A 12,970-nucleotide genomic window follows, 5' to 3' on the forward strand; every position below is an offset into this window, starting at 1 on the left:
CTAGCTCCAGCGTCCGCGCTTGGCCTCCATCGCCGCCCTGCCCTCGGCGCCCTTCCGTTTCCAGTCCCGGCGCAGTTCCGCGCGGACCCGGGCGTCGGTCTTGGCGGCGATCCGCTGGTTCTCCCGGATCAGCTTGCGGTAGCTGTCCAGCCGCCGCTCGGGAAGCTCGCCGTCCGCCACGGCGGCGCGCACCGCGCAGCCCGGCTCGCTCTCGTGGGCGCAGTCGTGGAACCGGCAGTCCTCGGCCAGCTCCGCGATCTCGGCGAACACCTGTCCGACGCCGCCCTCCGCGTCGTAGAGGCCGACGCCGCGCAGCCCGGGGGTGTCGATGAGCACCCCGCCGGTGGGCAGGGCGAGCAGGTTGCGGGTGGTGGTGGTGTGCCGGCCCTTGCCGTCGACGTCCCGGGCGGCCTGGACGTCCATGACGTCCGCGCCGACGAGCGCGTTGGCGAGGGTGGACTTGCCGGCGCCGGACTGGCCGAGCAGCACGCTCGTACCGGAGCCGACGAGTGCCACGAGCGTGTCGAGCCCGTCGCCGTGCAGGGCGCTGACGCCGAGCACGGGCACGCCGGGCGCGCTGGTCTCCACGTCCCGCACGAGGTGGGCGAGGGTGACCGGGTCGGGCACGAGGTCGGTCTTCGTGAGGACGACGACGGGCTGGGCGCCGGACTCCCAGGCGAGGGCGAGGAACCGTTCGACGCGGCCGAGGTCGAGGTCCACGGCGAGGGACACGGCGACCACGGCGTGGTCGACGTTGGCGGCGAGGATCTGCCCCTCGGACCGCTTGGAGGAGGTGGAGCGGACGAAGGCGGTGCGGCGGGGCAGATAGGCGCGCACGTAGCGCGGGTCGCCGACGGGGTCGACGGCGACCCAGTCCCCGGTGCACACGACCTTCATCGGGTCGCGGGGCACGACGTACTCGGTGTCGGCCCGCACGGTGCCGGCCGCGGTGACGACGTCGCACTGGCCCCGGTCGACCCGCACGACCCGGCCGGGCAGCAGCCCTTCGGCCGCGTACGGGGCGAACGCGTCGGCCCAGTCCCGGTCCCAGCCGTAGGGGGCGAGCGCGGAGAACACAGCAGAGGTGGAAGACAAGGGAGAGACCCTTCACAAGGGCGGCCCCGGACACACGCGCACGACGCGCGGTGGGTTCAGCCGGTGGCCACGGAGGTGGACGTGACGAGTTCCTGGATGAGGGCAGCGCCCGGCACAGTGACAGCCATCGGTCGACACCTCCTCGTTCTCACTCGCGTCTTCGCACGCCACCTCGGCGTGCGGACCAACTCTAGCCCGCGGGCGGGCCCGTGCGTCAAAGCGTTTTTTCCGGTTCCCCGGCCCGCCGCTCTTCCGGTTCCTCAGTTCGCCGCGCGGGCCATCCCGTCGAGCTCCCGCTCACCGGTCGGCTCCTGCGCGGGCAGGCTGTCCATGAAGGAGCTGACCGAGAAGACGGCGCGGCCGGGGCCGGGCGGGCCGTAGCCGGGCGGGGAGGACAGGCCGAAGTCGTCCATGGTCTGCCGGTAGGCCTCCAGCAGGCGGATGTGGTACTCCAGCGGCGCACCCTCGGGGTTGGCCTTGCCGAGCGGGGTGGTGGGCTCCGGGCACCAGGTGGTGAAGCGGGGCGTGATGCCGTGGGACATGAAGAAGCGCAGGCCCTCGGTGGTGGAGGCGATGGCCTCGTCCACGGTGGCGAACCCGAAGGGCTCGGCCATCTCCACGCCCGCCACGAAGTTCGGGATCACGTTGCGCGCGCCGAACACCTCGGCGGAGTCCAGGATGCGGCGGTGCCACTCGTCCCGGCCGACGTACCGCTCCTTGCCGGGGCAGTACAGCTCGAACAGCCGGCGGTCCCACACCTCGAAGTTGGGGTGGTAGATCTGCACGCCGTAGTCCTTGAACCGCTGTACGTCGGCCTTGGGCAGTGCCTGGGCGACGACCTTGCCGATCCAGCGGCCCGGGAAGCGCTCCTCGATGGCCTTGGCGTAGTGGCCGTAGAAGTCGGCCTCGTCCCGGCCCGCGACCTTGGAGGTGATCGCACCGCCGGTGAGGGTGTAGGCGGTGGACGCCTTCTGGGTGTCGTACCGGTCGATGATCTCCAGGGCTTCGAGGACCTCCTCGACGTCCTTCACCCCGGTGTACGGCCGCCCGGCCGCCTTGTGCTGGCGCCAGTTGTGGTTGATGTCGCAGTACTGGCACTCCTCCTTGGCGCCGAAGTACTGGCAGACCCGGAAGACGGTCAGATAGATCAGATAGCCCCACTGGATGGTCGGGGCGACCTCCATCACGGACTTCCCGTTGGCGAGGGTGTGCCGGTAGTACTCGGGCATCGGCGGCACACCGACGTCGGCGATGCGCGTGCCGTCGAGGTAGAGCCCGAGCAGCCCCTCCTCGTCGGCGGCGACCCGGTACGGCGAGGCGGGGTTGACCCGTACGGAGACGACCGTGCGCCGCAGGTCGTACGGCCCGCCGGTGAGGATGATCTCCTCCGGGGGCCGGCGCAGCGCGGCCTCGCCCAGCTCGGGCAGGGTGCCGTGGTCGAAGGAGAAGATGAAGTAGGACTTCGGCTTGACGTCCCCGGCCGCCTCGTTGGCGGTGTCGCTCAGGGCGGATTTGTCGAAGGCGACACCGCCCCGCAGCAGGTCCTCTTTGAAGACGGCCTCCCGCGGGACGTGCGGGAACCGTTCCATCAGATCCTCGACCAGCGCGGTACGACTGCCCATTCGTCTTTCTCCTCCCGGTTCAGGCGTACGGATCACACCGTATGCCCCCACCTGGGACTCGGCCGTGCCGGGTCCCCGCCCGGCGTGCGCTGCGGTCGGATACGGCGGTGCCGGGGGCGGCGCCAGGGGGCACCCTGGATCGGCTTCTTCCGGGGAGCGGGCGCGGGCGGTGGTGGCGGTGGGTTCCCGCGGTTCGGGCGGAGGGCCGCTGTCGGGGATGGCGTGCCCGGTGGGCCGGCGCACCGTGTCCGGTCAGGCCGTCCGGTCCAGCGCCGTCCGGTCCACGGCGTGCCGCAGTGCCTCGCCGGAGGCCAGCCGCTCGGCCTCCTCCACCATCGCCCGTCCGAGGCGGGCCACCTCGTTGCCCAGCGAGCCCGCCAGGTGCGGGGTGACGAAGGCGTTCTGCAGGTCGTACAGGGCGGAGCCGGCGGGCAGCGGTTCGGGGTCGGTCACGTCCAGTACGGCGCTCAGGCGTCCGGAGCGCAGATGCGCGACCAGCGCCTCGTGGTCGACCAGGGTGCCGCGCGCGGTGTTGATGAGCACGGCTCCGTCGCGCATCAGGCCGAGCCGGCGGGCGTCGATCAGATGGCGGGTCCCGGCGGTCTCCGGGGCGTGCAGGCTGACGATGTCGCAGGTGCGCAGCAGGTCGTCCAGCGGCCGCAGCGCCACGCCGAGCCGGGCGGCCTCGGCGGCGTCCACGTACGGGTCGGCGAGCGTGACGTCGAGGTCGTGCGGGCGGAGCAGTGCGATCAGTCGGCGCCCGACCCGGGAGGCGCCGATGATGCCGACGCGGCGGCCGTGGTTGCCGACGCCGGGCAGGATGCCGTCGTAGGGGAAGGCGCGCCGGGCGCGCGTCTCGTCGCGGAGCGCGAAGACGTCCTTGCCGGCGAGCAGGATCATGGCCAGCGTGTACTCGGCGACGGGCAGGGCGTTGGCCTCGGCGGCCGAGGAGACGGCGATGCCCCGCCGCCACACCTCGGGGGTGGTGAACCCCTTGACCGAGCCGGCCGCGTGCAGCACGGCCCGCAGGCGCGGGGCGGCGTCCAGGACGGCCGGGTCCAGGCGGGGGCAGCCCCAGCCGGTGACGAGGATCTCGGCGCGGGCGAGGGCGGCGAGCACCCGCGGATCGGTGAAGTCCTCGGCCACCAGGGCGGGATCGATGTCCACGCAGGCCCGCAGCCGCTCCATCAGCTCCGGCGGGAACACCGCCGGCACGTTCCGGGCCGTCATGGCGAACAGGGCGAGGGGCCGCTCGGTCAAGGAAGGGGCCTCCCGGCTCGGCGACGCACGGACAGCAACCGTTCTCTACGGTAGGTCCCGGCCGATGAGAGGGTCAACGGACCACCACTTGCGGGAGACAGGATGACGGACGTGACGGAGACGGTCACCAACTGGGCGCGCAGCATCACCTACGCGGTCAAGGAGTTCCACCGCCCGGAGTCGTTGCGGGCGCTGCGGGCGGTGGTGGCGGGCAGCGCGAAGGTGCGGGTCCTGGGCAGCGGACACTCCTTCAACCGGATCGCCGACCCCGGGGACGAGGGGGTGCTGGTGTCGATCGCCGGTCTGCCGCCGGTGATCGACGTGGACACCGCTGCCCGTACGGTCCGGGTCTGCGGCGGCGTCCGGTACGCCGAACTCGCCCAGGCGGTGCACGCCCGGGGGCTGGCCCTGCCCAACATGGCCTCCCTGCCGCACATTTCCGTGGCCGGCTCGGTGGCGACCGGCACCCATGGCTCGGGGGTGGACAACGGTCCGCTCGCGGTGGCCGTGCGCGAGGTGGAGCTGCTCACCGCCGACGGTTCGACGGTGTCGATAGGCCGCGGGGACGCCCGCTTCGACGGCGCCGTGACCTCGCTCGGCGCCCTCGGCGTGGTCACCGCCCTCACCCTGGACCTGGAGCCGGCCTACGAGGTCGAGCAGTACGTGTTCACCGAACTTCCGCTGGAGGGACTGGACTTCGAGGCGGTGGCGGGGGCCGCGTACAGCGTGAGTCTGTTCACCGACTGGCGGCGGCCGGGTTTCCGGCAGGTGTGGGTCAAGCGCCGGACCGATCAGCCGGCGGTGGACTTCCCGTGGGCCGAGCCGGCCACCGAGGCGCTGCATCCGGTGCCGGGCATGCCCGCCGCCAACTGCACGCGCCAGTCGGGGGTGCCGGGGCCCTGGCACGAGCGACTGCCGCACTTCCGGGCGGAGTTCACGCCCAGCAGCGGCGCGGAGATCCAGTCGGAGTATCTGCTGCCGCGCGCGGCCGCGGTGGACGCGCTGCACGCGGTGGACGCCGTCCGGGAGACGGTCGCCGGGGTGCTCCAGACCTGCGAGGTGCGCACGGTGGCCGCCGACGCGCAGTGGCTCAGCCCGGCCCACGCCCGGGACTCGGTCGCGCTGCACTTCACCTGGGTGCGCGACGAGGCGGCGGTGCTGCCGGTGGTGCGCCGGCTGGAGGAGGCGCTGGCCCCGTTCGGTCCGCGCCCGCACTGGGGGAAGGTGTTCGGCATCCCGGCGGCGGACCTCCGCGACCGGTACACACGGCTCGCCGACTTCCGGGAGCTGGTCCACGCGCTGGATCCGGCGGGCACGTTCACCAACGTGTTCGTGCGAGAACTGCTCGGGGAGTGAACCGGCCCGCCGGGGCACGGACTTCCTCCACCCCCTTTCCTAAGCCCTTGTCGAAGGAGATGCCCAGCCCATAGCCTGGCGCCGCGCCCGGTGCCCATGCCGTCCGGCCCGGGCCGGACGGAAAGGGAGGGGCCGCCGCGTGAAGCGCACATCGCGTGACATCCGCACCGCGAACCGCTACGAGGTGCTGCGCCAGATCATCGCCGAGTCCCCCACCTCCCGACAGGAACTGGCCACGGCCACCGGGCTGAGCCTGGCCACGGTGGCCACGCTCGTCGGCGAGCTGCTGGACCTCCGCATGATCACCGAGGTGGGGTTCGAGGACTCGGCCGGCGGCCGTCCCCGGGGGCTGGTCGCCGTCAACGCGTCGGGCGGCGCGCTGATCGGCGTGGACATCGCGGAGACGTACGTCCACGTCGAGCTGTTCGACCTGGCGCTGAACGTGCTGGCCCGGGCCGACGAGGACATGCGGCCCGGGGAGAACCGGCCCGAGCGGGTGGTGGGGCAGGTCGCCACCGCGGTCGGCTCGGTGGTCGCCCAGGCGGGCGTCGAGGCGGCCCGGGTGCTCGGCGTCGGGGTGAGCGTGCCGGGCCAGGTGGACCGGGACTCGGGGGTCGCCGAATACGCGCCCAACTGGGACTGGCACGATGTGCCGTTGCTCGATCTGCTGGCCGAACACATCGCCTATCCCCTCTACTTGGACAATCCGCTGCGCGCCTGCGCGGTGGCCGAGCTGTGGTGCGGGGCGGCGCGGGGCCGCGGGGACGCGGTGGTGGTCAACCTCGGCACCGGGGTCGGCGCCGGGCTCGCGCTCGGCGGCGGGCTGCACCGGGGGGTGAGCAACAGCGCCGGCGAGTGGGGGCACACCACGCTCGTGCTGGACGGCCGGCCGTGCCACTGCGGCAACCGGGGCTGTGTGGAGACGTACGTCGGGGCACCCGGCATCATGCGGAACCTGAGCGAACTCAGCTCGCGTTCCCCGCTGTTGTACCCCGAGGACCAGACGGCCACCATCGACGCGCTGGCCCGCGCCCTCGCCGAGCGGGATCGGGTGGCACTCCAGGTGGTCCGGGACACCGCACGTTACCTCGGCGCGGGCATCGCCGACCTGATCAATCTGCTCAACCCCGAAGTGGTGGTGCTCAGTTCCTGGGTGGCCGCCCGGCTGGGCGAGCCGCTGCTCGACGAGGTCCGCCGGGCGGTCGCCCGGCACGCGCTGCGCCGGCCGCTGGCCGCCACCGAGATCGTCCTCTCCCCGATCCCCACCGACCCGGTGTCCCTCGGCGCGGCCACGTTCGCCCTGGAGGGGGCGCTGCGGTCGGTCGGGCAGCGGACGGTGCGGCGCCCGCGGGCGGGGAGCCGTACGGCACCGTCGGCCTGACACGGCCCGGCGCTCCTCCGGCCCGGCAGCTCCATCTCCCTTGTTGGGCAAGGCTGTCGGCCTTCGGACAACCAGGTCCGTTCGCGGTCCCGAACGGCACGCAACAACTCGTACGCACTTCGTCCAACCCCTTGCCGAAGGATTTGGCGAAGGTTAGCGTCCCGCACCACACCCCCTTCGGCCCTCGGCCACCGGGCGTACGAGCCGCAGCCGCACCCGACCAGACAAGGACGTCAGCATGCCGGCACACAACAGCACCTGGGATCGCCGATCGATACTCCGGGCCGCCGCGGGCCTGGCCGCCGCCGGTGCGCTCGGCGCGTGCGGCGGCAACAACGGCCGTGGTGGCGGGTCGGGTTCGGGCCCGCGGCTGGTCCAGTACTTCCACGCCTACGGCGAGCCGGGCACCGAGCAGGCGATCAAGCGCTACGCGAAGGCGTACTCCAAGGCGGACGTGACCACGCAGTGGATCACCGGCTCCAACTTCGAGAGCAAGCTCTTCGCGTCCCTGCTCACCGACCGGGCGCCGGACCTGTTCGAGTTCCACCCGCAGCTCCAGCTCGTCAGAAGCGGCCAGGTGGCGGACCTGACCGACCTCATCGCGCCGGTCAAGGACGACTTCAACCAGGCCGACATCCGGTCGCACACGGTGGACGGCAGGATCTACGGCGTGCGGATGCTCGACGACCCGCAGCTCTTCTTCTACCGCAAGTCGATGCTGGAGAAGGCGGGCGTCGAGCCGCCGCGGACGCTGGACGAACTGGTGGAGGCCGCCGCCAGGCTCACCACGAGCAAGGTCAAGGGCCTGTTCCTGGGCAACGACCTGCACGCGGTCATCAACCCGCTGATCTGGTCGGCCGGCGCGGACACCCTGGACGAGAAGAACGAGATCGCCTATCACACGGACGCCGTGATCGCGGGCCTGAGGACGATGCGGAGGCTGTTCACCAGCGGCCATCTGCTGCTGGACGCCCCGGCCGACTTCTGGGACCCGTCGTCGCTGAGTCAGGGCCTGTGCGCCATCCAGTTCTGCGGGATGTGGGCCATGCCGCAGTTGCAGCAGACCCTCGGCGACGACCTCGGCATCATGCCGTTCCCGGCTGTCGGCGACGCGGGCCGGCCCTCCGTCTACAACGGCGGCTGGTCGATGTTCGTCAACGCCAAGGGCCGGCACGTCGACGCGGCCAAGGAGTGCGTCAAGTGGCTGTGGCTCGACCAGGAGAAGTACCAGGAGGACTGGGCCACGTCGTACGGCTTCCACATCCCGCCGCGCACCTCCATCGCAAAGTCCACCGGCAAGCTGAAGTCAGGCCTGCCGGCGGAGGGGGTGCGGCTCTTCAACGAGTACGGGCACTTCGACAACATCGGCTGGACCCAGGCGATGATCACGGCGACGGAGAAGCTCTTCGCCGACTGCGTCCGCAAGGGCGGTGATCCGCGGGCCGCGCTCGACCGGTGCGACAAGACGGTGAACGCCGAGCTGAAGAAGCTGTTCGGATAGGCCGCCGGACGGGTCCCGAGATGTCGACCACCACCACACGCCGGGTCGCGGCCCGCGCCACCGGAGCCCGGCGACGGCCGCGCGGCGGCCGCACCCTCGCCTTCTGGCTCTTCACCGGCCCGTTCCTGCTCGGGCTGGCCGTCTTCGTCTACGTGCCGATCGGCTGGAGCCTCTACCTCAGCTTCTTCGAGGCCCGCTTCACGGTCACCCCCAGCGAGTTCGTGGGGCTGGGCAACTACCGGGAGATCCTGTCCGACAGCGCCTTCATGGGCTCGCTCGGCACCTTCACCGTGTTCGCCGCCTTCATCGTGCCCACCACCTGGGCACTCTCCCTGGGCCTGGCGCTGCTGGTGAACCGGCTGCGGTTCATGCGGGCGTTCTACCGCTCGGTGTTCTTCCTGCCGACCGCGTGCAGCTATGTCGCCGCCTCGCTGATCTGGAAGATGTCGATCTTCAACGGCGTGCGCTTCGGCCTGGCCAACACCGTGCTCGGCCTGTTCGGCGGGGACGACACCGCCTGGCTCGCCAACCCGGACCCGCCCTGGTACTGGCTGGTCATCGTCTCCGCCCGGCTGTGGCTCCAGTCCGGCTTCTACATGATCCTGTTCCTGGCCGCGCTCCAGAACATCCCGCGGGAGCTGTACGAGGCCGCCGCCCTCGACGGGGCGAGGCCCGGCTGGCAGACCTTCCGGCACATCACGCTGCCGCAGCTGCGGGCCACCTCCACGGCCGTGATCCTGCTGCTGCTCGTGGCCGCCTACCAGGCCTTCGACGAGTTCTTCAACCTGCTGTCCAAGACCACCTGGGGCCGTCCGCCGCTGGTCGAGCTGTACTACACCGCGCTCGGCCAGGACCAGAACTACGGCAAGGGCAGCGCGGGAGCCGTGGTGCTGACCGTGCTGATCTGTGTCGTCACCCTGTTCCAGGGCAGGATCATGGGCTTCGGCAGGGGGGAGGAGTCCAGGTGACCACCACCGCACCCGAGACCCGCGGCCGGGGCCGCGCCCGGCGCGGCGGGATGACGAGCTCCACCGGGCTGTACCTCGCGACCAGCGTCGCCGCGCTGCTCTTCCTCGTCCCGTTCTATCTGCTGGTGCGCAACGCCCTGTCCACCGACCCGGAGATCACCGGTGAGGACTGGACGTTCTTCCCCACGCACCTCCAGTGGGGCAACCTCACCGAGCCGTTCGAGGACCCGACGGTGGACTTCGGCCGGTCGATGTGGAACTCGCTGGTCGTCGGCGTCCTGCACACGGCCGGCACCCTGGCCGTGTGCTCGCCGGCCGGCTACGCCCTCGCCCGCATCCCCTACAAGCACGCCGACAAGATCTTCTACGCCGTCCTGGTGACCCTGATGGTCCCGGCCGCGGTCACCTTCGTGCCGAGTTTCGTCCTGGTGTCGTCACTCGGCTGGGTGGACAGCTACCGGGGCCTGATCGTCCCGGGGCTGTTCAGCGGTTTCACCTGCTTCCTGTTCCGGCAGTACTTCCTCGGGTTCCCCAAGGAACTGGAGGAGGCGGCGCGCGTGGACGGGCTCGGCTACTGGGGCGCGTACTGGCGTGTCGTGGTGCCGAACTCGCTGAACTTCTTCGCGGCGATCGCCACGATCACCTTCATCGGCGGCTGGAACGCCTTCCTGTGGCCGCTGGTCATCGGCCAGGACCCGAGCGCCTGGACCGTCCAGGTCGCGCTCTCGTCGTACATGACCAACCAGACCGTCAACTACCACCTGATCTTCATGGCGACCGCCATCTCGATCCTGCCCCTGCTGTTGGTGTTCCTCTTCCTCCAGCGCTGGCTGGTGCAGGGGATCGCGCAGACCGGCATCAAGGGCTGAGCTAGGAGACCCATGTCCGTGACCACGACCACCGAGTACGTCGAGGACGTCTCGCCGGGCTCCGGGGCGCTGCCGCCGCGTGCCTGGTACGCCTCCTCCGACGCCCCGTCCCTGTCCCTCGACGGCACCTGGCGCTTCCGGCTGTCGGACACGGCCGACGCCGAGGACGACTCCTTCGCGGCGCGCGGGTACGACGCCAGTGGCTGGGCGGAGGTCTCGGTGCCCGGCCACTGGGTGCTCCAGGGCCACGGTTCCCCGATCTACACCAACCACCTCTATCCGTTCCCGGTCGACCCGCCCCGGGTGCCGACCGAGAACCCGACCGGCGACCATCTGCGCGTGTTCGACCTGCCCGGCGACTGGCCGGCGGACGGTGGCGCGGTGCTCCGCTTCGACGGCGTGGAATCCTGTGCCCGGGTCTGGCTGAACGGCACGGACCTGGGCGAGTTCAAGGGTTCCCGGCTGCCGCACGAGTTCCCGGTCGGGCAGCTGCTGAGGCCCGCCGGCAATGTGCTGGCCGTCCGGGTGCACCAGTGGTCGGCGGGCTCGTACCTGGAGGACCAGGACCAGTGGTGGCTGCCGGGCATCTTCCGGGACGTCACCCTGCTGCACCGCCCGGCGGGCTGTGTCCTCGACTTCTTCGTGCACGCCTCCTACGACCACACCACCGGCGCGGGCACGCTGCGGGTCGACTCCGACGTGGACGGCCGGGTGACCGTGCCGGAGCTGGGCATCGACGGGCCCACCGGGGAGCCGGTGACGGTGCCGGTCGAGCCGTGGTCGGCGGAGACGCCCCGGCTGTACGAGGGGGTGCTGGCCACGGAGGGCGAGCGGGTGCCGCTGCGCATCGGCTTCCGCACGGTGGAGCTGTCGGACGGTCTGCTCACGGTCAACGGCAAGGCGGTGCTGTTCAAGGGCGTCAACCGGCACGAGTGGCACCCGGAGAAGGGCCGGGCGCTGGACCTGGCGACGATGCGCGAGGACGTGCTGCTGATGAAGCGGCACAACATCAACGCGGTCCGCACCTCGCACTACCCCCCGCACCCGGCCTTCCTCGACCTGTGCGACGAACTCGGGCTGTGGGTGATCGACGAGTGCGACCTGGAGACGCACGGCTTCACCGAACAGGGCTGGCGGGACAACCCCGTCGACGACGACCGCTGGACGCCGGCCCTGCTGGACCGGGCGGCCCGGATGGTGGAGCGGGACAAGAACCACCCGTCGGTCGTGATGTGGTCGCTGGGCAACGAGGCCGGCACCGGCCGGGGCCTGACCGCGATGGCCGAGTGGATCCGCGGCCGCGACACCTCCCGGCTGCTGCACTACGAGGGCGACCCGGACTGCCGTGACACGGACGTGTACTCGCGGATGTACGCGAGCCACGCCGAGGTGGAGCGGATCGGCCGGGGCCTGGACGGCGGACCGCGCCGGCGCCGCGAACTGCCCCTCATCCTGTGCGAGTACGCCCACGCCATGGGCAACGGCCCCGGCGGGCTCGCCGACTACCAGCGGCTGTTCCGGTCCTACGACCGGCTCCAGGGCGGCTTCGTGTGGGAGTGGATCGACCACGGCATCGCCCACCCCGGTCTGGGCTACGCCTACGGCGGCGACTTCGGCGAGGAGCTGCACGACGGCAACTTCGTCTGCGACGGCCTGCTGTTCCCGGACCGGCGGCCGTCCCCGGGACTGATCGAGTACCGGAAGGTGATCGAGCCCGTCACCCTCACCGGCGACGGCACGGACGGCACCGTCCGCGTCACCAACGGGTACGACTTCACGGACCTCTCGGCGCTGGCCTTCTCCTGGGCGTACGAGGTCGAGGGCGAGGCGGTGGCGGAGGGCACGCTGCCGGTGCCCGCCCTGGCTCCCGGCGAGTCCGCCGAGGTCGAGCTGCCCGCCGTACCGGCCGGGGCGCCGTCCGGTGAGGCGCTGTGGACCGTCCGGGCGCGGCTCGCCTCCGGCACGGCGTGGGCGCCGGCGGGCCATGTCGTGGCCTGGGGCCAGGTCCCGGCGGCGCGGCGCCGGGTGCCGTCCGTAGCGGCGAGCGCCCGGCCGGTGCCCGGTGACGGGGTGATCGCGCTGGGCCCGGCCGCCTTCGACGCCCGGACCGGCGCGGTGCGGTCGATCGGCGGGGTGCCGGTGACGGAGCTGCGGCTGGACGTGTGGCGGGCCACCACCGACAACGACGACGGCGCGGCCTGGCAGAGCGACCCGCGGTACGGGCCGCTGTGGCGGAGGCTGGGCCTGCACCGGATGCGGCACCGCCTGGACGCGGTGGAGGCGGGCGAGGACGCCCTGACGGTCCGTACCCGGGTGGCGCCGGCCGCCCGGGACGTGGGGCTCTCGACGGTGTACCGGTGGACGTCGGACGGCGTCCGGCTCCGGCTGACGGTCTCCACGGCCCCGGACGGCGACTGGACGGTCCCGCTGCCGCGCCTCGGCATCCGCTTCGGCCTGCGGGCCGCCGACCGGGTGCGGTGGTACGGCGGTGGACCGGGCGAGGCGTACCCGGACACCCGGGCGGCCGCGCTGACCGGCCGCTGGGAGGCGACCGTGGACGACCTCCAGACGCCGTACGTCCGCCCGCAGGAGAACGGCGCCCGGATCGACGTGCGCTGGGCGGAGCTGGGCGGGCTGCGGATCGAGGGCGACCCGGCGTTCCACCTCACCGCCCGCCGCTGGACCACCGAGCAGCTGGACGCCGCCGCCCACCGCACCGACCTGGTGCCCGGCGACACGGTCTGGGTGAACCTCGACCACGGCCAGCACGGCATCGGTTCCCAGTCCTGCGGCCCGGCCCCGCTGCCCCGCTACCACCTGCGCGCGGAGCCGGCGCGGTTCTCGTTCGTCTTCTCCACGATCGACGACGTTTCCCCAAGCACCCTTCAATAATGGGCGTGTTGACGTGACCATGGGTC

General features: G+C 72.0%; 9 protein-coding genes. 6 read left to right on the forward strand and 3 right to left on the reverse strand.

The genetic code is table 11. The annotated features are described in order from the left end of the window. The 3 genes from rsgA to ABD350_RS03615 all read right to left on the reverse strand — a co-directional run bounded on the left by rsgA (position 1) and on the right by ABD350_RS03615 (position 3,977). Positions 1-1,095, reverse strand: a complete 1,095-nt coding sequence (gene rsgA / locus ABD350_RS03605; protein WP_344346192.1) for a ribosome small subunit-dependent GTPase A — start codon at positions 1,093-1,095, stop codon at positions 1-3. Positions 1,096-1,355: 260 nt separating this feature from the next. Next, positions 1,356-2,717, reverse strand: coding sequence for a radical SAM protein (locus tag ABD350_RS03610; RefSeq protein ID WP_344346194.1), 1,362 nt, complete (start codon positions 2,715-2,717; stop codon positions 1,356-1,358). 252 nt (positions 2,718-2,969) lie between these two features. Further along, positions 2,970-3,977, reverse strand: a complete 1,008-nt coding sequence (locus ABD350_RS03615) for a hydroxyacid dehydrogenase (protein WP_344346195.1) — start codon at positions 3,975-3,977, stop codon at positions 2,970-2,972. 111 nt (positions 3,978-4,088) lie between these two features. Between ABD350_RS03615 and ABD350_RS03620 the strand changes: the two genes are divergently transcribed. The 6 genes from ABD350_RS03620 (at position 4,089) to ABD350_RS03645 (ending at position 12,944) form a co-directional block, all read left to right on the forward strand. Beyond that, positions 4,089-5,333 carry an FAD-binding protein gene (locus tag ABD350_RS03620; RefSeq protein WP_344346414.1) on the forward strand — a complete coding sequence of 415 codons (1,245 nt, stop codon included), beginning with the start codon at positions 4,089-4,091 and terminating at the stop codon, positions 5,331-5,333. A 139-nt stretch (positions 5,334-5,472) separates the two neighbouring features. Then, complete coding sequence (locus ABD350_RS03625) at positions 5,473-6,714, forward strand: ROK family transcriptional regulator (protein ID WP_344346196.1); 1,242 nt, start codon at positions 5,473-5,475, stop codon at positions 6,712-6,714. 238 nt (positions 6,715-6,952) lie between these two features. Further along, positions 6,953-8,215, forward strand: a complete 1,263-nt coding sequence (locus ABD350_RS03630; RefSeq protein ID WP_344346197.1) for an ABC transporter substrate-binding protein — start codon at positions 6,953-6,955, stop codon at positions 8,213-8,215. Between the two features lie 20 nt (positions 8,216-8,235). Beyond that, complete coding sequence (locus ABD350_RS03635; protein ID WP_344346199.1) at positions 8,236-9,183, forward strand: carbohydrate ABC transporter permease; 948 nt, start codon at positions 8,236-8,238, stop codon at positions 9,181-9,183. Continuing rightward, a complete protein-coding gene (locus ABD350_RS03640) occupies positions 9,180-10,052 on the forward strand; it encodes a carbohydrate ABC transporter permease (RefSeq protein ID WP_344346201.1) in 873 nt (290 codons plus the stop codon). Before ABD350_RS03635 ends, ABD350_RS03640 begins: the two co-directional genes overlap by 4 nt. 12 nt (positions 10,053-10,064) lie before the next feature. Beyond that, positions 10,065-12,944, forward strand: coding sequence for a glycoside hydrolase family 2 TIM barrel-domain containing protein (locus tag ABD350_RS03645; RefSeq protein ID WP_344346203.1), 2,880 nt, complete (start codon positions 10,065-10,067; stop codon positions 12,942-12,944). The last annotated feature ends 26 nt before the right edge of the window (positions 12,945-12,970 follow it).

The organism is Streptomyces nogalater (assembly GCF_039532885.1).
Classification (GTDB): domain Bacteria; phylum Actinomycetota; class Actinomycetes; order Streptomycetales; family Streptomycetaceae; genus Streptomyces; species Streptomyces nogalater.